The organism is Francisella hispaniensis FSC454, from assembly GCF_001885235.1.
In the GTDB taxonomy this organism is placed as follows: Bacteria; Pseudomonadota; Gammaproteobacteria; order Francisellales; family Francisellaceae; genus Francisella; species Francisella hispaniensis.
Genome location: NZ_CP018093.1, coordinates 143,523 through 167,971, shown reverse-complemented (window position 1 = coordinate 167,971; position 24,449 = coordinate 143,523). Strand labels below are relative to the sequence as shown.

Sequence of the window (24,449 nt, the reverse complement as noted above, 5' to 3'; positions counted from 1 at the left end):
TGAGCTTGTCGAAATAAACTTTTACTTTAAAATATAGACTTCAACTATGTTTAGCCATTTATATCTTCTGGATTATATAGCCACTGCTCTTTAAGATAACGCCGAAGTCAAAAACGGCGATATTACTAATATAAGTCCAACAAAAATAACAAAATAGATACTTTTAGTACGATATTTTTCTAGCTTTGGTGTTTTAAAAACAATATATGCCGGTACCAAACAACCTAATATACCAAATACAGGACCAGATAAAGGCACTAACTTATATACTGGCGCATCAAAGACTATTGAAAGCCATGTCAGTAGAAAAATTATAACTACTACAAGTGTATTTAAGCTTAAGATATTATTAGTATCATCTTTTAAACCTAGACTTGTTACCGTTTTTCTCAATAATCCTTTTAAGGATTCTTCCATACCTGCTAAAACACTTAAAAACGAAGTTAAAATAGCACACAAACTAATAATAATCCCACATACATACAATACACCATTAGATAAGCCTTGTTTTTCTAAGAGTATAAACGCTGATTGATTATGTTGTGTAGCTTCTAAAGCATCTGCTCTTGGGATAACTAATGAAAATGAAAGCACATAAAAGCCAATAATGATAACTAAGATAATAAACGCTAAAGTCATTGTTTTAAGTGTCTTAGCCAAGACAAATTCTTTTTCTTTTTTACGATAATGTAACCTATAGCCTATTACCATAGGACTTAATGACTGGATAAATAAAATTGATGTTAAGGAAAATGGCAGCATAATAATACTCTTAGCGATAAACTCACCACTATCAGCAGGTAACTGTAACACATTATTAAATGACCATAGTGGAATTAAAAAAATAGATGCTAAAATAATTGCCACAATCAAAATAACAACTAAAAAAGTTGATACTCTAACAAAAAGCTTTTGACTTTTCATGCCTATGAAAATTAGCACTATCATCAAAATCGCACTGTACAAAGCATTATGCTCAAGTTGTGGGTTAGCAGTAAGTTTAAACATATACAAGTAAGCGGCTAGAGACTTTGCCACAACTTCAGCATAGATTACTGTCCATGTTAACATCATTAATAAATACAATGCTCCTAAAAAAGTCGCCCATTTTCCGCCTAATAGTTCAGCAATCGTTTCCTTATATGGTCTTGGCTCTTTTGCAGCAAATAAAGTCTCGATATACAGCTTCTGGAAAAGGTAAATACCTGGATATGCTATAAGTATCGATACTACAAAAACAGCAAAGCCAACCACACCAACACTTACTGGCACCAAAACTATACCCGCACCAACAGCCATACCGATACTGACAACTAGCCAACCAAAATCAAAGCTATCAAAATTCCGTAAACTCTTCATTTAAAAACAATATACACAAATATGGCTTATATTTTAACCTCTTTGAAGCTAATTAAAAATGCCTAAATAACAACATTTTCAACTTATGGTTAAAGCATTATTGATAAAAATTAACTTATCAATCACAGGATGATAGACATACTAGTAATTTATACTAAATCAAGCTTTGCTAATATATTTATACTCAATCTTGTTTACTGCTTAACCCAAATTAATTTATCAGTATCATAACCTAATGCTTTTGTTCGTTTGATAAAATCATTTTTGATATTTTGTGGTACTGTTTTTGTTCGCGCAAGCAACCACAAATAATCTTTATCAGCACCAGCCACATACGCATATTTATAATTATCATCAAGCTTAAATACCACATACGCACCATAGAAAGGTCTAAAGAAAGATACTTTAAGATAACCAATATTTTTATCTTCGACAAATTTAGCAACTCCAGTAGCATAACTTCTCTTACCAGTCGATGGTGTGATACCGCTATTTACTACCTTTATAGTTCCATCTGGATTTAGACTATAGTCAGCATAAACATTTGTCATACCTTTTTCAAAATTATTATCAAACCTTGCTATCTCATACCATTTGCCAAGGTATTTATCCGCTTGAAAGTTTTCAACTGGGTTTATATTTGCTGGTTTGGTTACACAACCTGACAGCAACATTAGTGCTGTTGTTAGTATTACTAAAACTAACTTTTTCATAATTAAACCTCTTTTGATTTTTTATATGCTAAACAGTATAGTAAACTAACTACGATATATAACAATAGTTAAAAGTTTTTAATATTATGGAATTAAGTTATTTTGAGCTACTACAAAAAAATGATCTCACTGCCTATAAACTTTTTATCATAACAGGCGATGAACCTCTACAAAAACACAATACTATTGAAAAAATAACTAATCAGTTTAAAGCTAAAAATTATGAAATCAGTTATCATGATTTGAGTGAACAAAATATAGATGTTTTGTATAACGAAGTTGATAGTCTTAGCTTATTTAGCATCGATAAATTTATCCAATTTAACTTTGATAAACCTCCACAGAAAAAGCTTCAGCAAGTGTTGGTTGATAAGCTTATAAATGATGATGATAATGTTTATCTACTTGTTTTTAGTGGCATGAAAAAGCAAAACACTACAGCAAAGTGGTTTCAAAGCTTAGAGCATAAGGCTATTCATATTCGTATTTTTCAACCAAGTTTAGATAATTCTATAAATATCATAAATCATGAAACACAACAACTCGGCTTAAGTCTTACAAAAGAAGCAACTCAACTTTTAGCATTAAAGACTGAAGGTAATTTGATAGCAACAAAACAAATCATAAAACTACTCTCACGCCAAGGTAGTCAAATATTTGATGAAAATTCAATTCGTCCTTTTCTTCATGAACATGCCAGTTTTGATGTATTTGATCTTTCTGAAGCAATTCTCTCTCAACATAAAAGCAAAGCACTAAAGATACTTAATAGCATTCTAAATGAAAATGACAAACCTCCTCTTGTACTCTGGGCACTAAAAAGAGAATTAAGGATACTATCCCAACTAAAAAACACTCAAATAACTTATCATCAAAAAATATTTAAAGATAATAATATTTGGCCAGCCAAACAGAAGTTTTATACTAGTTTAGCAAATAAGCTTAGTTCTAAAAAAATTTCAGCAGGACTGGAAAAATGCCTTGATACTGACCTATGTATCAAAGGCGCAAGAAAAGGCAATATTCAGCTTAAGCTTAATGAAATTGTTTTTGATATCTTCTAAAAAACTATCTAAGATTTTTGCTAAATTTTAATTGCAACTGTAATAGCAGCATTTACTTTTTTTAGACAATTGATATCATTAAACAGAATTAACCAATGTTAAGGAATATAGTAAAGATATGAAAGTAATAACTGCTGAATACATATGGGTTGATGGTTCGGATCCTGTGCCTCATCTTAGATCTAAAGCAAGAGTTTTACCATTTAAAGAATTTGAAACTCCAGATGACTTCCCAGAATGGAGCTTTGATGGTTCTTCAACAAACCAAGCTACAGGAGATAATTCAGATTGTATTCTTAAACCTGTTAACTTTGTAATTGATCCACTAAGAGATTATGGTTACTTAGTATTATGTGAAGTTTATAATCCAGATGGGCAAACTCCGCATGCGACAAATAATCGTGCTAAGCTAAGAGCTCTATTAGCTAGTGCTGACTGCCAAGATATGTGGGCTGGTTTTGAACAAGAGTACACAATGTTCAAAGATGGTAGACCGCTTGGATGGCCTACTACTGGATTTCCTGGTCCTCAAGGTCCTTATTATTGCAGTGCTGGTAATAGCAAAGCTTTTGGTCGTGACTTAGTTGAGGCTCATATGCAGGCGTGCCTAGAAGCGGGAATTTTATTCTATGGTATAAATGCCGAAGTTATGCCAGGGCAATGGGAATTTCAAATTGGCTATAGAGGTGTAGATGGTGAGGATGCTGGGATATTAAATGTTGCGGACCATACTCATCTTGCTAGATGGCTACTAGAGAGGCTTGGTGAAGAATATGGTATAGATATATCCTTTGATAACAAACCTATCAAAGGTGACTGGAATGGTGCGGGTCTTCATACTAACTTCTCTACGAGTAAAACTAGAAATCCTGAAACTGGTAGAGAAGCTATTAAAAAGATATGCGCAGCATTAGAAAAAAATCATAAAAAAGATATCTTAAACTATGGTCACAATCTTCATGAAAGATTAACAGGCAAGTTAGAGACTTCTGACATGAACACTTTCAGTGTCGGTGATGCTGATAGAGGATGTTCTATTAGAATTCCTAGACCTGTTGCACTTAAAGGTTATGGTTACCTTGAAGACAGAAGACCTGGCGCAAATGCAGATCCTTATGTAGTTGCTATGGCTCTAGCAAATGCTGCTATTAACTAATATTATCTTTATATCAAATCTTTCTTTTTTTCGGTAAAATAAATCCATACTATTTTTAATAACACTATAATAAATGAAAACAAAATTAATTAGAGCTGGATCTACTGGTAAGGACTACTATACAAATATTTTCAATGCTATTTGTGATAAAGATGGTTTTCTGACAAAGGTTGATATTCTAGCTATTTTAGATGATGCAGGTATTGCTAGTGATAATCCCCGTACTACAAAATTAAGAGCTGAAATAAATAAACTAACAGTCATCGATAAGATCGACTTTAAAAAATTTAGGGAAATGACTTCAGATAGTACAGGTATTATTGAAAAAGCTGTTAATAAAGGTTTTATAATCCCAAATTTTAAAGACTTTAGAAAAGAGATTGAGAAAATCTATGAAGAAACTAAAAAAAATGTTTCTGGTAAAAACGCTACATATATTCCTCAATTAGCGAGAGTAGACTCCGAACTTTTTGCTGTTGCTTTTTGTAGTGTAGATGGTCAGATGATTACACTTGGCGACTTTGAACATCCATATTGTGTTCAATCAACAGCTAAGCCTATAACATATTGTATCGCAACAGAGGAGAATGGTGAAGATAAGGTTCATAAGCATGTTGGTAGAGAGCCTAGTGGCATTACGTTTAATGCAATAGCACTAAATAAATATGACCGCCCTCACAATCCAATGATAAACTCTGGCGCAATAATGATGTGCTCATTGATTAAACCAGAGTGGAACCTTGCTGATAGATTTGAATATATAACTAATGTTTGGGAGAATCTAGCTGGTGGTGAAACTATAGGTTTTGATAACGCTGTGTATCATTCTGAAAAAGAAACGGCTAACAGAAACTATGCTTTAGCATACTTTATGAAAGAGGTCGGAGCGTTTCCACAGAATACAAATATTGACACTTCTCTCGATTTTTATTTCCAAACATGTTCTATACAAGTAAATGCGAAAAAAATGTCAAAGATTATGAGCTCTATTGCTAATGGAGGTATATGCCCTTTCACACACAAAAAAATATTCTCTCCAACAACGATTCGTAACTGCTTATCAATGATGTATTCATGCGGAATGTATGATTTTTCTGGTGAATATGCATTCTCAGTTGGATTACCAGCTAAATCAGGTGTCTCAGGAGCACTAGCTATAGCTATACCTAATGTAGGCGGATTCGCAATTTTTTCTCCACGTTTAGATAATAATCATAACTCTGTTAGAGGTGTTGAGTTTAGTAAAAGATTAGTAGAAAAATTTAGTTTTCATAACTATGATCATATTGCACATTGCGATAAAATCAATCCTGTTGAAGGTAGAGGAACTATAGATTCAAACCTAACTCTTGAACTAATTTGGGCAGCGAGTAATGGTGATTTATCAGAAATCAAAAGAGCCGTTGCTCTAGGGGTTGATATTAGTAAGGGTGATTATGATAAAAGGACCGCTCTTCACTTAGCTGCGGCAGAGGGTCATGAAGATATTGTCAAATATCTTATACGCAAAGGTGCCAATCTAAATGCCAAAGATAGATGGAACAGAACTCCTCTTGAAGATGCTATAGCTAATAATCACCATCATATAGCAAGACTCTTAGAAAAGGTTTCTTCATAAATTCATAGGTTTTTTAAATCTTCTAGTCAGATATTGTGATATTCGTTATCAAATATCTCTTTTAGTTGCTTTTGTTTTTTAACTCATATATCTTTAATTACGGATTAATCAATTAAAATCTATAAGGATTAGATTCATGAGTAAATTTATAAACAAAATATTATCAATAATAGAAATGTTCATATTTGGAATTCGCTGGATTCAAGCACCAATATATTTACTTCTATCACTAGTTCTATTTGGTTTTATCTATGAGATATATCATGAGTTATATCATCTATTTACTCATTACCATACTATTGATGAAGACCAACTTATTATAATAGCTCTAACACTATGTGATGTTGTACTAGTTGCAAACCTTGTCGTAATTGTAGTTATTAGTGGCTATGAAAACTTCGTAAGTAAAATGAACCTTGATAAAAAAAGTGGTGGCCAACCAGTTTGGATCAAAAAGTTATCTCCAAATGCTGTTAAATTAAAGATCGCTGGCTCAATTATAGGTATTTCTTCTATTTCTCTTTTAAAGAAGTTCCTAGAAGTTTCTCAGGCAACTGACAGAGATTTAGCATGGTCTGCCACTATACATATGGTATTTGTAATATCTGCGCTACTTATTGCATTTACTTCGTTTATTGAAGGCAAATCTCATAAAGCTAGCTATGATGATGATCATTAAATTTTTGTCTTTTACAATAAACCTATTTTTCTAATCTTCGATCAAAACGAAGTATTTGCATTTAACTTAGTAAAAAACATATTTAAATAACTAAGCTTTTAAAAAATATCTAAAGAGTTATTCCTAACAGATATTTCTAAGAAACAATTATTCTTAAATCAACTTTTAAGTAAATTTTTATATTTATTATAACCAATATATTCAGTATTATTTCTTCAAATCCATTTAAGTTAAATAAGCAGCAAACAACAAAATTTACAATAATTATTTCTGATAATTTTATTATTAGACTTCTCATAAATATTCCTCTTTTTAATGATAAACACATAAAAAGAATAGTATTAATTTGACAATTCTGATTTTAATACTTAATATTGGAGTCTTATAGACTCTATAAGACTCCAAATGAAAGAAAAAGATTTAAGAACCAGAAGAACTTATGTAAGATTGAATCGGCAAGAACTAGATCTACTAGAACAAAAAGCTTCCTACAGTAATCTTGATAAAAGTCAGTATATTAGATCTAAAATATTTTCAGAAGGTGAACTTCAAATAGATAAAATTGAAAAAGAGTTTGAGCTGATCCGCCTTAACGGCTTTAAAAAATTTACTTTTTTAAAATACTGTTCTGATAAACTCAAGCTGCCGATTTCCGACAAGGAAAATATCATACCTATATTTTATAAAAATGCGTGTACAACATTAAAAAATAATAAATTATATAAAGACCGAAATTTTTGCCATTACTTAGCACATTTTATTACAAATATTCACATGAACCCAACTGATGGAAAAAAAATAGACAATATAAAAATGTCTATTTATCAGAAATATATTGGAAATGAGAACTTCTCTGCTGAAATTTCATATTTCTACGATCAACTTAGCAAAAAGTTACGAATATACAAAATAAAAATTCTAGATTGCTAACCTTTTACTCAGGCTTCATATGCGGAAATAGAATGACATCTCTAATTGATTGTGAGTTTGTTAGATACATTACAAGTCTATCAATACCGATTCCTTGTCCCGCTGTAGGAGGTAAACCATACTCTAGTGCGCGGATATAGTCTTTGTCATAAGGCATTGCTTCATCATCTCCAGATGCTGCTGCTTCAACTTGTTTTCTGAAACGCTCTGCTTGATCTTCAGCATCATTTAGCTCAGAGAAACCGTTAGCAACTTCACGTGCTCCAATAAAAAACTCAAATCTATCGGTAAACTCAGGGTTACTGTCTTGTCTACGCGCTAAAGGTGAAACTACTGCTGGATAATCTGTAATAAATGTCGGCTGAATAAGTTGATGTTCAACAGTTTCTTCAAATATTTCATTTATTAAATGTCCGAGCTCATGGTAAGCTTCGACTTTTATTTTTAGTTTCTCAGCAATCTTTTTAGCAGATTCAAATGTTACCAAATCTTCTTTAGTAATATCATCATTATACTTAACAATTGAGTCAACCATTGAGATACGCTCGTACTTACCACCAAAGTTGATTTTATACTCTCCATACTCAAGTACCTCGCTACCGATAACTTCTTGTACAAGCTTAGAAAGCATATCTTCTGTAAGATCCATAAGATCGTTATAATCAGCATACGCCATATAGAACTCTAGCATTGTAAACTCTGGGTTATGGCGTGAAGATACACCCTCGTTTCTAAAGTTACGATTTATCTCATAAACACGTTCAAAACCACCAACAACGAGCCTTTTAAGATAAAGTTCTGGAGCTATACGCAGATATAAAGGCATATCCAAAGCATTATGATGCGTCTTAAATGGCTTAGCCGCTGCACCACCTTGTAAAACATGCATCATTGGTGTCTCTACTTCCATAAAATCTAACTTGTCAAAGTAGTTACGGATAAAGCTAACAACTTTTGAGCGTACTTTAAAGACCTCTCGTGCCTTTTCATTTGTAATTAAATCAACATATCTTTGGCGATATCTCATTTCTTGATCTGCTAAACCATGGAATTTATCAGGTAAAGGACGAATTGCCTTTGTCAAAATCTCAAAATGATTTGCTTCAACAGAAAGTTCACCGGTATTTGTCTTAAACATAGTTCCTGAAATACCTACAATATCACCTAAGTCACATAGATTCTTGAAAGTTTCATACTGCCCTTCTGGTAAATCACTCTTTTTTAGATAAACTTGGATTCTACCAGTATAGTCTTGTAGTGTTATAAAAGATGCTTTGCCCATCACGCGACGAAGAACTACTCTACCTGTCAATTTATATTGCTGTTTGTTATCTAACTCCTCTAGTTCTTGCTTAGTCTTATCAGCATAGCGAGCTTGCAACTCTGTAGCAACAGCATTTCTTCGGAAACTATTTGGATGACTTATACCATTATTTTGTTGAGCTAAATTTTTTAGTTTTTCTTTTCTTAAAGCAATTTGTGAGCTTTCTTGTAATTCTGTTATATGCTTTTTCACAAGTGCTGCGACTTGTTCTTTGACCTGCTCATTTATCTCATTTACTTCGCCTAAAAACTCACTAATCTGCTCTCTAATCTTGCCTCTAATAGCATCTTTAACTGTTATATCATTAGCTTCTAAATATTCTTTTATCGCTGTTTTTATAAAATCTTTTAATTTACTACTCATCTTTTCACCCTATATTTTTTGCACTTTTGTCGTTACGTGGTTAACTTTTGCAAATCATAATCAAAAGTATCTACAGCTGTTTGAGCTTGCACAACTTTTATAGATACCATTATTATCCAAATAAGTCAGCAAGTGCTAGGCAGTTTTGCATACTTTTTCTGCCATCAAAAAGTACATCGCTAAAACTTACGTAGTAAGTAGCGAAAACTTCTTATTTATAATAACTTATTTATTATAGCCCACTTTTTAAGCTAGCCTCAATAAACTTATCCAAATCACCATCTAATACTGCTTGAGTATTAGTATTCTCAACTCCTGTTCTTAAATCTTTTATACGCGACTGATCTAGCACATACGAACGAATCTGACTACCCCAACCAATATCTGCCTTTGAATCTTCGAGTGCATTCTTCTCAGCATTACGCTTTTGTAGCTCCATCTCATATAGCTTTGACTTAAGCTGTTTCATGGCATTATCTCTGTTTTTGTGCTGTGACCTATCGCTTTGACTTTGTACCACAATATTTGTTGGAATATGCGTTATTCTCACAGCTGAATCAGTTTTGTTGACATGCTGACCACCAGCACCTGATGCGCGATAAGTATCGACTCGTAAATCAGCAGGATTTATCTCAATATCAATATCATCATCAACTTCAGGTGAGATAAACACTGATGCAAAAGATGTATGACGTTTACTGTTTGAGTCAAAAGGTGATTTACGTACTAATCTATGAATACCAGTTTCGGTACGTAGCCAACCATAGGCATATTCTCCCTCTATTTTTAAGGTGCACCCTTTGATACCTGCAACATCACCATCTGAGACATTATCAACACTTACCTTAAAGCCATGACTATCTGCCCAACGCATATACATCCGCATTAGCATCTCTGCCCAATCTTGCGCCTCTGTACCTCCAGAGCCTGACTGAATATCCAAAAAGGCGTTATTAGCATCCATTTTACCTGAAAACATCCGCCGAAACTCAAGCTTCTCAATTTCACTAGCTACATCTTGTGTATCTTTAGCAATTTCTTGCATCAAAGACTCATCTTCTTCAGCAAGATCAATTAGCTCAGTTAGAGTTTGTAATGTTTCTGAAATATGCTCACAATTATGCACGACATTTTCTAGCTCAACTTTTTGCTTACCTAAATTTTGTGCATATTCTGGATTGTCCCAAATAGAACCATCCTCGAGCTCCATTAGCACTTCTGTTAGCTTTTCTTTCTTAGCATCATAGTCAAAGATAGTCCCGTAAAGATTGAATACGGGCCGTTAAATCTTTTAACACAAGCTTATAATTTATAGATTCCATTTTTAGATTTTTACTAGTATAAATTTTGTCTATAGATTTTATATTTTTACACTAGATTTTACAAACAAAGACTCTTGAAAGTTATCTAAATACCCTCTTATTCTTTTAGCTTAAGTCTGTTATTATTTAATATAAGATTTTCTAATAGATTAATTTGTAAATGTCATATCAAGCATTAGCAAGAAAATATCGTCCTCAGTCATTTTCAGAAGTAGCTGGACAACAGCATGCTCTTAACAGTTTAGTGCATGCTTTAGAAACTCAAAAAGTCCACCATGCCTACTTATTTACAGGTACGCGTGGAGTTGGTAAGACAACGCTTGGTAGACTCTTAGCAAAATGTTTAAATTGTAAAACTGGTGTTACTGCTGAACCTTGTAACAAATGTGAAAACTGTATAGCAATCAATAATAACAGCTTTATAGATTTGATTGAGATCGATGCTGCTTCACGTACAGGTGTCGAAGAGACTAAAGAAATCCTAGATAATATCCAATATATGCCTTCACAAGGACGCTATAAAGTCTATCTGATAGATGAGGTACATATGCTATCTAAGCAAAGCTTCAACGCCTTGCTAAAGACTCTTGAAGAACCACCAGAGTATGTCAAATTTATCCTAGCAACTACAGATTATCATAAAATCCCTGTTACGATACTTTCTAGATGTATTCAACTTCATCTGAAGCATATCTCACAAGCTGATATCAAAGATCAACTAAAAACAGTCCTAGCTAAAGAGAATATAAACTCAGATGAGCAGTCACTTGAGTATATAGCTTATCATGCTAAAGGCAGCTTAAGAGATGCTTTAAGCTTACTTGATCAAGCTATTAGCTTTTGTGGTGGTGAACTTAAGCAAGCTCAGATTAAACAAATGCTTGGAATTATCGATAGTGAGGAAGTATATAGTATTATCAATGCAATTATTGATAATGATCCAAAAGCCATACTGCCAGCTGTAAAAAATTTAGCACTTACAGAAAGTAGTGCTGATAGCGTACTAGATAGAATTGCAGAAATTTGGTTTGCTTGTTGTATCTATAGCTTTACACGGTCTTTAGATGCTGTTAATGATATTGATGTTGATATAATCAATAATATTTTGGCAAAAATATCAATCGAACAAGCGCATTTTTTATATCAACTAACAATAACTGCCAAAAAAGATATTGCTTTAGCACCAAATTTCGAAACTGGTGTAACTATGGCTCTACTTAGACTTATAGCATTTCAAAAAAAAACCCTAATTAATACAACCCAAGTCTCTAAGACGGATATTAGCCCAATAATTTCTAAGAATGATATAAATCTACTTAAAAACACATTTAAGTCAGAACCGCCTAAACAAGCTACAAAACCTATTGTAACACAAAATAATAATTCAACAGCTAGTGAAAATACTCAAGAACAATCATTAGATAAAAAATGGTTTAATCTACTTAATAGGATAAAATTAAAGGGTTTCACAAAAACACTAGCTTTTAATAGTCATCTTATTAGTGATGATACTGAAACATTTGTAATCCATCTAAATGAAGATGCCAAAAAAATCCTTGAGCTTGATCCTCAAAGTATAGCTAAACTTCAAGCAAGTATTAGTGAGTACCTTAATAATGCTAGTTTTAGATTAGATATCAAAAACCTACCTATAGATAGAGTCTCAACTGTTCAAAAGTCACCAGCTGAGATTAAGCGTGAAAATGCTATAAATAAGATTCATAATGATGAGAATACAAAGCTTATTAAACAAGCTCTAGCAATTAATATAAAAGATCAAAATATAGTTTTAACAGATTAGATTTAAAAACCTAGATATATTCCCAAGCGCCTTTATCCGCAAAGATAGCATGCAGAAGCTTGTTATTAAGAGTATGACCTGACTTAAAACAATTGAAATGACCTAAGATATAACCACCAACATAGAAATCACCAATCGCGTCTAAAAGCTTATGTCTGACAAACTCATCATCATAACGCAAACCGCCTTCGTTAAGGACACCTTCATTAGTAATACCAACGGCATTATCTAACGATGCTCCTTTAGCAAGATTGTTTTGATGTAAATATGCAAGCTGCTCATAGAAACCAAATGTTCTAGCCTTTGAAACCATCTTAATATATTCATCAAGATCATACTCAAAAACTATATGATCATTTGTCGCTGCAATTACAGGATGATCCCAGTGAATCTTAAACTCATATTTTAATGTCTCACTAGGTAAAACCTCAGCAAACTTATCTTCATGCTCAACTCTTACAGGTTTTAAGATTCTGATACCTTTTCTAGCAGAGTTTTGCTCAATGATACCAACTTCTTTTAGTAACTGTGTAAACTCATAAGAGCTACCATCCATTACTGGCAACTCTGGAGCATTAACCTCAATCAAGACATTATCAACCTCAAACATAGCAAATGCAGACATCAAATGTTCAATTGTTGATACCGATAGATTTTGATCACCATCTTTTGTTAAAAGTGTACACATAATAGCTTCTTTAATACTAGATGGAGTAACTTTGATATCAACAACTGGATTTAAATCAGCACGACGAAATACTATACCGCTATCAACATCAGCTGGCTTAACAGTCATAGAAACATCTACACCAGAATGTAAACCAACACCGGTTACAGAAAATTCTTTTGCTATAGTTTTTTGTTTCATCATTCTCTCTTAATTTTTATTTTCTGATTATCTTCTTCTTAAGAAACTAGGAATATCTGATTTATTTACATCATCAGAATCAGTTTTTGGTGTATTAGTAGCACCAGCAACAATCTCAGTCTCTTTTCTTAAAAAAGGTGCTGCTGTTTTATTTGTAAAACTTGAAGTACCTTGTTGTTGGTTAGATGTCTTCTCTATACCAAAGCCTCTTTTCATCGCAACTTTCTCTATACCAGTAACAACAACAGTCACTTTCATAGAATCAGTCATATCTGGGTCAATAACTGTACCAGCTATCACGATAGCCTCATCAGAAATGAAGGATCTAATCACTTCACCAACTTCTTCAAATTCACCAATAGACATATCCATACCAGCTGTAATATTTACAATTACACCTTTAGCACCATCAAGGTTAATATCTTCTAAAAGTGGGCTTGAGATAGCAGCTTCTGCAGCTTCTCTAGCTCTATTTTCACCACTAGCTTCACCCATACCCATCATTGCTAAGCCCATATTAGTCATAACTGCTCTGACATCAGCAAAGTCAACGTTGATAAGACCAGGTTTAGTAATAAGTTCAGATACGCCTTTTACCGCATTACCCAAAACATCATTTGCCGCATTAAACGCATCTATTAACGATGCACCTTTGCCAAGCACACTTAGAAGCTTCTCATTTGGTACAGTAATTATTGAATCAACATGCTTTGTTAACTCATCTATACCCTGCTCAGCAGCTTTCATTCTTCTTGGTCCTTCAAAAGGGAAAGGCTTAGTGACTACAGCTACTGTAAGTATACCCATTTCTTTTGCTACTTCTGCAACTACAGGTGCTCCACCTGTACCTGTACCACCACCCATACCAGCAGTAATGAAAACCATATCAGCACCTTCCAAAAGTTGCTCGATTTTAGCTCTGTCTTCAGTTGCAGCTCTCTTACCAATCTCTGGATTAGCACCAGCACCTAAACCTTTTGTTAGGTTTGTACCAATTTGTAATATATTTTGAACTTTTGATTTTGATAACGCCTGACCATCTGTATTTAGGGCAAAAAACTCAACATCAGAAACCTCTTCACACATGTGTTGTACAGCATTACCACCACCGCCACCAACACCAACAACTTTAATTATGGCATTTGAAACCATTGAATCGTTAAAATCAAACATATTTTACTCCTTTACTTTAGATTCACCTTTAAAACCACTTAAACTTAAAAATTATTTGAAAACCAGCCCTTTACAGATGAGATTATCTTTTTCTTAGACTTCCCAGTGTTTTCATCTATTTCCATCACATCTTCTTCAATCTTCTGCTCACTACTTGTATCACTATTCTCAGCTGCATACTTTAATAGTCCAACAACAGTTGCATACGATGGATTATGAATAACTTCATTAGCTCCAGAGACCTCAATAGGTCCACCAACCCTTACTGGTAGCTTAAACATGTCTTCAGCAAGTCTAGCAAGGCCCTTAAGCTTAGCTCCACCTCCTGTGAAAACAATACCTGATGAAATAACTTCTAACAGTCGGCGTTGATCCAACTCACGATATAATGCTTCAAATATCTCTTCTACTCTTGCTTCAATAACCAAAGATAAGTCTTGTAATGATATCCTTTTTTTAGCATTCCCTAATGAGTTTGGTATATCTATTTTTTCATCAGGATTTTTAAGGTATTTGCTTGCAGCATAACCATATTGTAACTTCAAGCTCTCAGCTGCCTCTATAGGAAGTCTAAATACTTTAGAAATATCTGAAGAAATACTTGCACCGCCTGTCTTAATACTTGAGGTATAACAAATACCTCCATCAGTAAACACTGAAAAACTTGTTGAGTCAGCACCAATATTTACAAGACAAACACCCATTTCTTTTTCATTGTCAGTAAGAGCTGCACTACTTGCGGCTAAATGCTCAACAACAAGATTACTAATAGTATAACCACAACTTGAAACACATTTACGCACATTTTGTAATAAGCGTGATGATGCCACTATTATATGCACATTAGACTCTAGCCTTACAGCAAACATACCTATTGGCTCTGTAACTCCAGGCTGACCATCGACAATATAATCCCTTTGTAAAACATGTAACATCTCTGTATCTGCTGACATTGGAACCGCTTTTGCAGTTTTAATCGCCATAGCTAAGTCTTCAATACTGACTTCGCCGTTTTCAACTGCTGCTAAACCATACGAGTTAAAGCCACTAATACTAGGAGCACTAATCCCTAGAGTAACTTCCTTAACATCCACGCCCGCTATACTTTTAGCCTCATCAAGAGCCGCATTAAGCGTTTCCATAGCCATTTCAAGGTTAATTACAGAACCCTGCTTGATTCCTTTTGATTGTTTCTGACTAACTCCCAATATCTTTATACTGTTGTTCTCAGCAAGTTGACCAATTGCAACTGTTATTTTGTGTGAGCCTAAATCTACAGCACAAAAACTACTATTCCCAAAACCCATTTAATTAGCCCCAACTCAAAGACAGATAAATTTACTTAAATAATATACTTATATTACATTATAAGCTTATTATCATAGAAAACCAATAAAATAAACACTTTTCTATTTATACTTTACTGCGAAGCCATCACTATAGCGCATATCAAAATATTTAACTGATTTATAATCTTTAATTTTCATATAAGATTTAAAAAATAATTCTAAGCGCTTCTTTAGCTTAACTGATCCAAGCACAACTTCAATATCATCTGAGAGTAAAATACTAAACTGGTTACCGTTATAAGAGATTTTGAGTATTTGCATATGATTTTGCTTGGCAATTCTATTTAACTCATTATAGGTTTGATATATATAGTCTTTACTACTATCATCTTTGCTTTGGATATATGGTAAATCGCCATTATAGTTAAAAACTGTTGGAGTGATAATTTGCATATTATCAAGGAGAATCTGATTATTATTCCAATAAGCTATAGGCTTATGGTCATATAAATATATTACTAACGTAGATGGCCAGACTTTCTTTACTAACGTATAGTCAACCCCATCAATTGAATAAATATATTTCTCAATACTAGCAATATTAATACCAAACCATTGCTTATTATCAAGCATAGCAATTTTGTTGATTAAATCTTGCTTAGATATATAAATAAGTCCATCATTAGATACGACATCAATCTTTGAAACTGTTTTATCTGTTTTAGCAGCAACAAAAATAGACGAACCTAAAATTACTAACAGTAACAAGCTCAGTATTAAAAACTTCTTGATAATTTTTATCATTGCGCCTGTTCTATTATTCTCTTCACAAAACTATCAAAATCAACTCCTTCTGCAGCTGCTGACTTAGGTGATAAGCTATTCTCGGTCATTCCTGGTGAAGAGTTTATCTCCATAATATAGAAATTACCTCTATCATCGTAGATAAAATCTACTCTTGCATGCCCACTACAGCCAAGCAAGTCGTAAGCTTTCTTAGCTAATTGACGAACCTCAAGCTCTTTCTGCTCACATAAACCACTTGGTGAATGATAGATTGATTTACCACTATACTTTGACTCATAATCATAAAACTCATTTTGCGGCTCTATCCAGACAGAAGAATAAACCTCGTCATTAACAATAGCTACAGTAATTTCCTTACCTGTGACCCATTGTTCAATCATTACCTCACCGTATTTCGATGCCTCTTCATAGGCATGTTTGAGCTCTTGTATAGATTTCACTTTAAAAGTAGCGATACTTGAGCCTCCACTACTTGGCTTAACTGCAACAGGGAAACTAATTTCGTCTTCGGCAAATAGTTTAGCAGTAAGAAATTTTGCCATTGGCGTAGGCATACGATGATGCATCCATATTTCTTTAGAGATCATTTTATCCATAGTAATTACCGATGATTTCATCGATGAGCTTGTATGCTTAATTCCAAGCATTTCAAGTAACGCTGATACTCTACCATTCTCACCATCTTCACCATGCAATGCAACAAAACACTTATCTGGCTTTAACTCTAAAAGTTTTGCTACTAGCTCTTTACCACTAGCATCTAAACCTACAGCGTCATAACCTTGGCTTATTAAAGAATCCAAAACTGCTTTACCAGATTTTAAAGAAACTTCTCTTTCTGGGGAGTCGCCACCATATAAAACAACAATTTTTTCCTTTTTCATAATTTAATTTCTTCTTTGTTTAAAAAAATCCTTCAGAAGTTTGGCACATTCATCAGCCATTACTCCAGCTGTTACTCCAAGGTTATGGTTAATATTCTTATTTTGATGAATCTTCTCACGTGAAAAAGCTCCTACTCGACTATCATCACAAGCATAAACCAATTCAGATACTCTTGCCTGAATCAAACCACCTAAGCACATTATACATGGCTCTAAAGTAACATACAATTTTGTATTAATTAATCTGTAGTTACCCACTTCTAGTGCTGCTGAGCGTAAAACCAAGATTTCAGCATGTGCTGTCGGATCATTTAAGGTTATAGTTTGATTAAAATTTTCTGCTATTATTTGACTATCCCTAACAAGTACCGCCCCTATCGGAACTTCACCAGCCTGATGAGCCAATAATGCCTGCTCATAGGCTTTTTGCATAAAAAAAATATCTTCATTTGAATAATTAGACATAAGTTTTAGTATTTTCTTCTTGAAGAATTTGAGTCTCTTAGATAAGATAATATATTACATAATTGTTTGCTAGTACTTTTTATATAATATCCGGTGGGTACTTGCCAAACTATGTATAACCAACCACACTGGAAATGGAAATCAAAAAATGTCAGAAAATTTCAAAGAACTATTTGAGCAATCTCTTAAACAAACAGAGATGAGAATAGGTAAAATCATCGAAGCAACTGTAGTAAGCATAGACAAAGAATTCGCAATGATTGACGCTGGTCTTAAGTCAGAATCATTCATTCCTGTGTCTTCTCTAAAAAATAGCAATGGTGAACTAGAAGTTGCTGCTGGTGATAGAATCAACGTTGTTTTAGAAGCTCTAGATAACAGCTGCGGTGAAACTAGATTATCAAGAGATAAAGCTAAGAAAATCGAGCTTTGGGATAGAATTGAAAAAGCTTTCGAAAATAACGAAACAGTTCTTGGTAAAATCACTAATCACGTTCGTGGTGGTTACACTATGGATGTTGAAGGTTTAAGAGCATTCTTACCTGGTTCATTAGTTGACACAAGACCTATCAAAGATGTAGCTCATTTAGAAGATAAAGATATCGAGTTAAAAGTTGTTAAAATCGATACTAAGAGAAACAACATTGTTGTTTCTAGAAAAGCAGTTATCGAAGAGAACAACTCTGGTGATAGAGATGCTATGTTAGAAAAAATCTCTGAAGGTAGCGTTCTTAAAGGTATCGTTAAAAACATCACAGATTTCGGTGCATTTATCGATCTTGGCGGAGTTGATGGTCTATTACATATTACCGATATCTCTTGGAGCAGAATCAGCCACCCTACAGATGTATTATCTATAGGTCAAGAAATCGATGTTAAAGTAATCAAGTTCGACAAAGAGAAGCAAAGAATATCTTTAGGTATTAAGCAGCTTGGTGAAGATCCATGGTTAAATATTGCTAATGAACTTCCTGTAGGTGCTAAACTTATGGGTACAGTAACTAACATTACTGACTACGGTTGTTTTGTTAAGCTAAAAGAAGGTATCGAAGGTCTTGTGCATACATCTGAAATGGATTGGACTAATAAAAATGTTAACCCTCATAAAGCTGTATCTATTGGTCAAGAAGTTGAAGTTATCGTACTTGAATTAGATGCTGATAATCATAGAATATCTCTTGGTATCAAGCAATGCAGACCTAATCCTTGGAGCGAGTTTGAGAAAAACTACAAGCCAGGTGACAAAGTTACTGGTAAGATCAGATCAATTACTGAATTTGGTGTGTTTATTGGTCTTGAAGGCGGCATTGATGGTCTTGTACATATTTCAGATGTTGCATGGGATAATCCAGCTAAAGCTATCAAAGAACTTAAGAAAGGTGATGAAGTAGAAGCTGTACTAGTTTCTGTCAACACTGACCTTGAGAGAATTGCTCTTAGCATGAAGCAACTTTCTGAAGATCCATTCAAGAACTTCATAAATATCCACCCTAAAGGTTCTTTAGTAACAGGTAAAGTGACTAAAGTACAAGATAATGGTGCGGTAGTTATGCTTGACGAAGATAACAACATTGATGGTTTCATCAGAATTTCTGAAATTTCTGCTGAGCATACAAAAGATGTTCGTGATGAGTTAAGCGAGGGACAAGAAGTAGAAGCTAGAATTATCAACATTGATGCTAAGAAGAGAAGTATCGCTCTTTCTATCAAAGCTGTTGATGAAGATAACTCTGCTGCAGGTAAGTCTAACTACAAAGTAGAGCAAATGACTCCTACAACTCTTGGCGATCTAATCAAAGAACAACTAAATAAGAAGTAAATTTAACTTCTATATCTAACACTCTTAAATAATCTAAACCTATAAGCTAATAAATCAATAGCCTATAGGTTTTTTTATTTGTAAAATGTAATAAAATATGCCTAATTTAGTTACATGTTCGATAAAATATGCTTACAAAAGATTTGGATAAAATCATCAGTGAAATAATAAAAGATAATGTTGTTAGTATTCCTACAGATACAGTATATGGCTTAAGTTGCAACATCTCTAAAGATGCAGTAGCAAAAGTTATAAACTTAAAAAAAAGAGATTCAAGTAAAGGTTTTATTATAATATCACATAATTATGAACATTTACTCAAGTATGCAGATACAACTAAAATATCTAATCAGCAAATCAATAAAATATCCTCTAAACAAACTCAACCAACTACTTGGATAGTACCAGGTAAGAAGGATATTCAATGGTTAACTGGTGGTAAAACAACTATTGCCATACGCTTAGTAACAACTGAAATAGTAACTTATATTTGTGAAAATATTAATGATGCTATTATTTCAACTAGTGCTAATATATCGGGAGAAGATTTCATCAATGATGCTAAATCGATAACTAAAACCTTTGATAATATTTATGTACTAGAAACAGAAGTTAGGTCTTCACAACCATCTAGAATTATTGATATAATTAGCGAACAGCAGTATAGATAAATAACTATTGATATACGAAAAGTTTGATAAATAGCTTAAAATGTAATAGCATTATCAGTGTAAATTCTTTTGGATAACTGGATTAGAAAGGAATAAAATGGAAAAGATTAGTCATAAAGATATACAAGATAAATTATGGAGTAATGAAGACGAAAGTAATTTATCAAATGAGCAATATAATTCACTGCTGATCGAACAGTATAGAATTTATGTTGAATTAACAGATAGAACTAGCTATAGAAGAATTGTTATTAACCTATTCTTTTTAGTTTTTAATCTTGTTCTAGTTGGAGTTGTTGCTTTAGCTATCAGTAACAATATTAATGTCGAAAATCCTCCCTCTGGTATACTTGTGAGTATTCCATATTTTGCTGGATTGGTATTTTGCTATGCGTGGTGGAAAATTATTAGGTTCTTTAGACACCACATACAAATAAAAAATAGTATTGTGCCATCACTTGAAAGACGTCTTCCTTCAAGAGTATGGTTAACAGAAGAGCACATCGCTGAGGAAAAAGGTTCGTTTAAGCCTATTAGAATATTAGAAATATATATGCCTTTTATCTTCATGGGTATTTATACAGCATTATTCTTATTTGTTGAAATTGCTTGGTTACCTCATACTTTAAGCTAGTAATTATTTTTCTGATATTAAATAATAATCTTTTTGAATAATGCCTCAGTCTCTAAAACTACTAATCTCATGTATACGATTTAATTGTAGCATCGCGGTATTAATTTAAAACATATAGTTAATCAGAAAGAGTTTTATTATTCCGCCACTTCCTTGAAGCCCACATTATGAATTTTAATCTAGCACTAGATCTCTATATTCAAGTAGTAGTGTAAGTTAAACCTTTAGTATAATTTTCACTAAGAAATTAAATTGAAGCTTATTGATAATTTTAACTATATAAACTAATTAGATGAATTTGATTCTCAAGCTAACTAGCTTATAGCGCTTACACTCAAATAATCTTTCTCGCTCAAATAATCTATCAATATACTTAATTATAGAATAATATTAATCTCTAATATTAGTCAAATTGTAATAACTTTCTAATAAATATTTTTTGACTGCTCTGAGATATATTGATCATTATTCTGCCAAAGTTTATTCAACCAAAGTTGAAAGTTATGCTTATCTTTATCATCGTTAAAATAATCACCTACTGGGACTTCAGATATAGGGATTAGTTCGACTTTTATTTTTATCTTCTTTGTCTTTCTAACCATAAAATCCCATAGATTTTGTTCTGGATTATCATAAATTATTGTTGTATTTAAAATACCTACCATTCTATCTGATAAGCTTTTTAGAATTACAGCTATTCCACCTGCCTTAGGATTAAGGAGATTTTTATAGTTACTTTTTAGTGCTTTGTTTAAGGTAAATCTAGTACCCTCAACAAAATTTACAATTGTAGTTGGTCTTGGCGATAGTTTTTTACAATATGCTAGAGTTTTTTGTAGATCTTCACCCTTTTTTTCTGGATGTTGCTTTAAATATTCTTTTGAATAACGTTTCATTGCCGGAAACTCTAATGCCCATGCAATCAAGCCTAACACTGGTATAAAAAATACCTGAAATTTCATAAAAAATTTAGGGAATGCTATTTTTTTGTGAAATACCAACATCAATATAAAAGTATCTAGCCAACTTTTATGGTTACATATAATTAAGTAAGATCCTTGATTATCAAGTTTTGCATTTTGCTCAAGCTCAAATTTTGTTGGAGAGAATAATCTAGTTATTAAAATAGCAAAACTTACCCATAAACTTGCAGATAATTGTACTGCTGAGGTACATAAATGTCTCACACGCTTTATTGGTATTAAAAGCTTAGCTAACGAAAAAATAAGTATCGGTATAAAAGCAATAGTAGCACTAGATGCAAAACAGACTACAGAAAATAGTGCATAGTAGCCATACTTCAATATATTTATCATTTAATATTGTTATAAATTGTTATTTGCTACCTAAATAGTATCATTTATATAAGACTTTTTAAAAGGCTATAGAGATAAAATTAACGAATATTAACTTTTAAAGCTGCTTTAACTTAATCAAAATTAGAGTTATAAACAGTATATATCTGCTATTATAGATAGTTTAGTATTGCTTCAATTGTGAACTAATAGTAATGTTATTATGATTATCAATAGTAATAGCTATCGCACCATTTGCATAAGTATCAAAAATCTTTAGTTTAGTATTTTGATCATTTTGTCCCTTCAAAGGTTTATTAGAAATATAGACTAGATAATCTACACCTTGGCTTAAAAATCTAGAATCTAAAATTGCTGATGTAATTATTATCTGTGGCTTAATAACTCTATTATACAAAATGTAGAGCTGCTGCTGTGCCTTCTGATTTGAGTTATCTGCTAATAAAAACTCTTTACTTTGATAATTTAATGAAATAAAACAACTTTGAGCATTTGATAGTAGCTTAACTGACGAGTGATTATTTAATTTAAAATTATTAGTATAACTACATTTTTGTACATCTTCATTAGTAGATATATTTGTAATAACTGTTTTGATCGAAGTAATTTGCCTAATAAGCTTAAGGTTTAGATTTTTATTACCATCAACAATTATAAGATAATCTATTTGTTTAATGCCTGTGAATCTTAAATAGCTTTCTAGTATATTTACTAAAAGATACTCATTAGCTAAATTTTTTGCGGTGGTATATAAAAGATTTTTACCTTCATCCTGAACTAATACCATTTGATCTTGAGTATCAAAAATATCTATTTGAAAGCGTTGATATTTTTCAGTATTGTTTTGTGAAGACTGGAAAAATACTAAGCACATAGCTAATCCAAGGATCCTAAGAGATTTACTAAAAGGAAAAATTACTAAAATAATCCCTAGAATTGTAATTACTAGACTAAAAAATGAAAAATAACTCCAATAGCTTATAAAGCCAGCGTAATTAGTCAGAAAACTTAAATAAGCAACTAGAAATTTTAAAAATAACATCGGTAATAACCATAGCTTAACGCCAATAAAAGACAACAACAAAGATAAAAGTAATAACGGTACGATCACAAAGCTCACTAAAGGAATCGCAACGATATTTGCTAAAATTGAAACAATAGAAAAACCACCAAAATAATAAACTGATATAGGCACTAAAAAGATTGCTAAATAAGTTTGTGCAAGCAAAGTTTTTGCTAACTTTGACCTATACTGTTGCAGTGCTATGGAGATAATAACCAATAAGATCACAGCTGAGAAACTCAACCAAAGACTAATACTATAAATTGACTCAAAATCAAGCAAAAGTATTATGACAAAAGCAACTAGTAACGACTTAACTATCGAAATGCGCTTTCCAAAAAGCCATAACATAGCTACTACTAAAAGCATTATTAATGCTCGTTGTGTTGGTAAGCTAAAGCCAGCTAGTAAACTATAGATAAAAGCTATAATAACAGAAGCTATAACCCCAATATATTGTGCTGGCAACTTGCGACATAAACGTGGAGATAATGACCATAACCCTCTAAAAATAATAAATGCAATAAGTGCTAAAAGTCCAACATGTAGCCCAGAAATTACCATTAGATGTGAGGTTCCAGAACTAATCAAAAGATTCTGCTGAAACTGATTAAAATTCTTATCTCCAATAAGTAGTGCTATAGCAAAATCTTTTTGTTTATAATCTCTTAAGTGATTTTGTAGATAGTTATATAGATAATACCTTATTCGCTCAGGCAAATATAAGCTTGCTGTACCCTTGTATGCAATAGCTGAGTTATCAATAACCCTGCCAAGAGCAATAATATCATTATGCTCAAGATATTCAGCATAATTAAAAGCAGCTAAATTATCATACTCATGCGGCTTATAGATTTTTGCTTCTATTTCTAGCTTATTGGCTGGTATTATATAGTGGCGATACGACTTAGCTGCCTTGAGTAATATATCACCATACTTATAGCTATGAAAAATAAACTCATACTGATCATCTTGTAGTTTTGGAATGCCACTGACAATACCAGTAAGTAAAATATTTTGATTATATTTAAATTCCTCAAGCTTATCATAAGTATAACTAGAACAAACGCTACTTATAAATAAAAGTATAGCTAATAAACATCTTTGTCTAACTGACATATAGACATCAAA

General features: G+C 32.6%; 21 protein-coding genes. 9 read left to right on the top strand and 12 right to left on the bottom strand.

Going from position 1 to position 24,449, the window contains the following annotated elements:
• Positions 1 to 90: 90 nt before the first annotated feature.
• Together FSC454_RS00815 and FSC454_RS00810 are read right to left on the bottom strand one after the other, a co-directional pair.
• The gene (locus FSC454_RS00815) at positions 91 to 1,359 is read right to left on the bottom strand and encodes an aromatic amino acid transport family protein (protein ID WP_066046324.1); all 1,269 of its coding nucleotides are present in this window, start codon (positions 1,357 to 1,359) and stop codon (positions 91 to 93) included.
• A gap of 194 nt (positions 1,360 to 1,553) precedes the next feature.
• Positions 1,554 to 2,072 (bottom strand): lipocalin family protein, encoded by a 519-nt coding sequence (locus FSC454_RS00810; RefSeq protein WP_066046323.1) that lies wholly within the window; start codon positions 2,070 to 2,072, stop codon positions 1,554 to 1,556.
• 86 nt (positions 2,073 to 2,158) lie between these two features.
• Between FSC454_RS00810 and holA the strand changes: the two genes are divergently transcribed.
• From holA to FSC454_RS00785, 5 genes are all read left to right on the top strand, one after another.
• The gene (holA, locus tag FSC454_RS00805; protein WP_066046322.1) at positions 2,159 to 3,136 is read left to right on the top strand and encodes a DNA polymerase III subunit delta; all 978 of its coding nucleotides are present in this window, start codon (positions 2,159 to 2,161) and stop codon (positions 3,134 to 3,136) included.
• A 118-nt stretch (positions 3,137 to 3,254) separates the two neighbouring features.
• On the top strand, positions 3,255 to 4,292 hold the full coding sequence (locus tag FSC454_RS00800) for a glutamine synthetase beta-grasp domain-containing protein (RefSeq protein WP_014547493.1): 1,038 nt from the start codon (positions 3,255 to 3,257) through the stop codon (positions 4,290 to 4,292).
• 73 nt (positions 4,293 to 4,365) lie between these two features.
• Positions 4,366 to 5,910, top strand: a complete 1,545-nt coding sequence (glsA, locus tag FSC454_RS00795) for a glutaminase A (RefSeq protein ID WP_066046321.1) — start codon at positions 4,366 to 4,368, stop codon at positions 5,908 to 5,910.
• 136 nt (positions 5,911 to 6,046) lie between these two features.
• A complete protein-coding gene (locus FSC454_RS00790; RefSeq protein WP_066046320.1) occupies positions 6,047 to 6,589 on the top strand; it encodes a TIGR00645 family protein in 543 nt (180 codons plus the stop codon).
• Positions 6,590 to 6,994: 405 nt separating this feature from the next.
• Positions 6,995 to 7,519 carry a hypothetical protein gene (locus FSC454_RS00785; RefSeq protein WP_066045015.1) on the top strand — a complete coding sequence of 175 codons (525 nt, stop codon included), beginning with the start codon at positions 6,995 to 6,997 and terminating at the stop codon, positions 7,517 to 7,519.
• A 4-nt stretch (positions 7,520 to 7,523) separates the two neighbouring features.
• On the opposite strand, the gene lysS is transcribed toward FSC454_RS00785, so the two are convergent.
• Entirely contained in the window at positions 7,524 to 9,206 is a 1,683-nt protein-coding gene (gene lysS / locus FSC454_RS00780) for a lysine--tRNA ligase (protein WP_066045017.1), read from the bottom strand.
• Between the two features lie 232 nt (positions 9,207 to 9,438).
• A protein-coding gene (prfB, locus tag FSC454_RS00775) for a peptide chain release factor 2 (protein WP_156470845.1) occupies positions 9,439 to 10,528 on the bottom strand; the annotation gives its coding sequence in 2 pieces (ribosomal slippage) (positions 9,439 to 10,455 and positions 10,457 to 10,528; 1,089 coding nt in all).
• Between the two features lie 160 nt (positions 10,529 to 10,688).
• Here prfB and dnaX point away from each other — a divergent pair.
• The gene (dnaX, locus tag FSC454_RS00770) at positions 10,689 to 12,329 is read left to right on the top strand and encodes a DNA polymerase III subunit gamma/tau (RefSeq protein WP_066045021.1); all 1,641 of its coding nucleotides are present in this window, start codon (positions 10,689 to 10,691) and stop codon (positions 12,327 to 12,329) included.
• Between the two features lie 10 nt (positions 12,330 to 12,339).
• On the opposite strand, the gene lpxC is transcribed toward dnaX, so the two are convergent.
• The 6 genes from lpxC to tadA form a co-directional block, all read right to left on the bottom strand.
• The gene (gene lpxC / locus FSC454_RS00765) at positions 12,340 to 13,200 is read right to left on the bottom strand and encodes a UDP-3-O-acyl-N-acetylglucosamine deacetylase (protein ID WP_156470846.1); all 861 of its coding nucleotides are present in this window, start codon (positions 13,198 to 13,200) and stop codon (positions 12,340 to 12,342) included.
• Positions 13,201 to 13,224: 24 nt separating this feature from the next.
• Positions 13,225 to 14,370: a cell division protein FtsZ gene (gene ftsZ, locus FSC454_RS00760; RefSeq protein WP_014547485.1), complete on the bottom strand. Its 1,146-nt coding sequence runs from the start codon at positions 14,368 to 14,370 to the stop codon at positions 13,225 to 13,227.
• A gap of 44 nt (positions 14,371 to 14,414) precedes the next feature.
• Positions 14,415 to 15,677 carry a cell division protein FtsA gene (ftsA, locus tag FSC454_RS00755; RefSeq protein ID WP_066045025.1) on the bottom strand — a complete coding sequence of 421 codons (1,263 nt, stop codon included), beginning with the start codon at positions 15,675 to 15,677 and terminating at the stop codon, positions 14,415 to 14,417.
• 102 nt (positions 15,678 to 15,779) lie between these two features.
• Positions 15,780 to 16,463, bottom strand: coding sequence for a cell division protein FtsQ/DivIB (locus tag FSC454_RS00750; RefSeq protein ID WP_066045027.1), 684 nt, complete (start codon positions 16,461 to 16,463; stop codon positions 15,780 to 15,782).
• Positions 16,460 to 17,350 (bottom strand): D-alanine--D-alanine ligase, encoded by an 891-nt coding sequence (locus FSC454_RS00745; RefSeq protein ID WP_014547482.1) that lies wholly within the window; start codon positions 17,348 to 17,350, stop codon positions 16,460 to 16,462. Before FSC454_RS00745 ends, FSC454_RS00750 begins: the two co-directional genes overlap by 4 nt.
• 3 nt (positions 17,351 to 17,353) lie before the next feature.
• A complete protein-coding gene (gene tadA / locus FSC454_RS00740; protein ID WP_066045029.1) occupies positions 17,354 to 17,815 on the bottom strand; it encodes a tRNA adenosine(34) deaminase TadA in 462 nt (153 codons plus the stop codon).
• Between the two features lie 148 nt (positions 17,816 to 17,963).
• Here tadA and rpsA point away from each other — a divergent pair, with 148 nt between their 5' ends.
• From rpsA to FSC454_RS00725, 3 genes are all read left to right on the top strand, one after another.
• Positions 17,964 to 19,634 (top strand): 30S ribosomal protein S1, encoded by a 1,671-nt coding sequence (gene rpsA / locus FSC454_RS00735; RefSeq protein WP_066045030.1) that lies wholly within the window; start codon positions 17,964 to 17,966, stop codon positions 19,632 to 19,634.
• Positions 19,635 to 19,762: 128 nt separating this feature from the next.
• On the top strand, positions 19,763 to 20,305 hold the full coding sequence (locus tag FSC454_RS00730) for an L-threonylcarbamoyladenylate synthase (RefSeq protein ID WP_066045032.1): 543 nt from the start codon (positions 19,763 to 19,765) through the stop codon (positions 20,303 to 20,305).
• A gap of 97 nt (positions 20,306 to 20,402) precedes the next feature.
• Complete coding sequence (locus FSC454_RS00725) at positions 20,403 to 20,939, top strand: intracellular proliferation membrane protein RipA (protein WP_066045034.1); 537 nt, start codon at positions 20,403 to 20,405, stop codon at positions 20,937 to 20,939.
• A gap of 425 nt (positions 20,940 to 21,364) precedes the next feature.
• Here the strand turns inward: FSC454_RS00725 and FSC454_RS00720 are convergent, their stop codons facing one another.
• Complete coding sequence (locus FSC454_RS00720; RefSeq protein WP_066045036.1) at positions 21,365 to 22,255, bottom strand: acyltransferase; 891 nt, start codon at positions 22,253 to 22,255, stop codon at positions 21,365 to 21,367.
• Positions 22,256 to 22,418: 163 nt separating this feature from the next.
• Entirely contained in the window at positions 22,419 to 24,437 is a 2,019-nt protein-coding gene (locus tag FSC454_RS00715) for a ComEC/Rec2 family competence protein (RefSeq protein WP_066045038.1), read from the bottom strand.
• Positions 24,438 to 24,449: the final 12 nt, after the last annotated feature.

Excerpts from the sequence above, each read along its gene's own strand:
- FSC454_RS00815 (WP_066046324.1), bottom strand. The coding sequence starts at position 1,359 with ATGAAGAGTTTACGGAATTTTGATAGCTTTGATTTTGGTTGGCTAGTT.
- FSC454_RS00810 (WP_066046323.1), bottom strand. The coding sequence starts at position 2,072 with ATGAAAAAGTTAGTTTTAGTAATACTAACAACAGCACTAATGTTGCTG.
- holA (WP_066046322.1), top strand. The coding sequence starts at position 2,159 with ATGGAATTAAGTTATTTTGAGCTACTACAAAAAAATGATCTCACTGCC.
- FSC454_RS00800 (WP_014547493.1), top strand. The coding sequence starts at position 3,255 with ATGAAAGTAATAACTGCTGAATACATATGGGTTGATGGTTCGGATCCT.
- glsA (WP_066046321.1), top strand. The coding sequence starts at position 4,366 with ATGAAAACAAAATTAATTAGAGCTGGATCTACTGGTAAGGACTACTAT.
- FSC454_RS00790 (WP_066046320.1), top strand. The coding sequence starts at position 6,047 with ATGAGTAAATTTATAAACAAAATATTATCAATAATAGAAATGTTCATA.
- FSC454_RS00785 (WP_066045015.1), top strand. The coding sequence starts at position 6,995 with ATGAAAGAAAAAGATTTAAGAACCAGAAGAACTTATGTAAGATTGAAT.
- lysS (WP_066045017.1), bottom strand. The coding sequence starts at position 9,206 with ATGAGTAGTAAATTAAAAGATTTTATAAAAACAGCGATAAAAGAATAT.
- dnaX (WP_066045021.1), top strand. The coding sequence starts at position 10,689 with ATGTCATATCAAGCATTAGCAAGAAAATATCGTCCTCAGTCATTTTCA.
- lpxC (WP_156470846.1), bottom strand. The coding sequence starts at position 13,200 with ATGATGAAACAAAAAACTATAGCAAAAGAATTTTCTGTAACCGGTGTT.
- ftsZ (WP_014547485.1), bottom strand. The coding sequence starts at position 14,370 with ATGTTTGATTTTAACGATTCAATGGTTTCAAATGCCATAATTAAAGTT.
- ftsA (WP_066045025.1), bottom strand. The coding sequence starts at position 15,677 with ATGGGTTTTGGGAATAGTAGTTTTTGTGCTGTAGATTTAGGCTCACAC.
- FSC454_RS00750 (WP_066045027.1), bottom strand. The coding sequence starts at position 16,463 with ATGATAAAAATTATCAAGAAGTTTTTAATACTGAGCTTGTTACTGTTA.
- FSC454_RS00745 (WP_014547482.1), bottom strand. The coding sequence starts at position 17,350 with ATGAAAAAGGAAAAAATTGTTGTTTTATATGGTGGCGACTCCCCAGAA.
- tadA (WP_066045029.1), bottom strand. The coding sequence starts at position 17,815 with ATGTCTAATTATTCAAATGAAGATATTTTTTTTATGCAAAAAGCCTAT.
- rpsA (WP_066045030.1), top strand. The coding sequence starts at position 17,964 with ATGTCAGAAAATTTCAAAGAACTATTTGAGCAATCTCTTAAACAAACA.
- FSC454_RS00730 (WP_066045032.1), top strand. The coding sequence starts at position 19,763 with ATGCTTACAAAAGATTTGGATAAAATCATCAGTGAAATAATAAAAGAT.
- FSC454_RS00725 (WP_066045034.1), top strand. The coding sequence starts at position 20,403 with ATGGAAAAGATTAGTCATAAAGATATACAAGATAAATTATGGAGTAAT.
- FSC454_RS00720 (WP_066045036.1), bottom strand. The coding sequence starts at position 22,255 with ATGATAAATATATTGAAGTATGGCTACTATGCACTATTTTCTGTAGTC.
- FSC454_RS00715 (WP_066045038.1), bottom strand. The coding sequence starts at position 24,437 with ATGTCAGTTAGACAAAGATGTTTATTAGCTATACTTTTATTTATAAGT.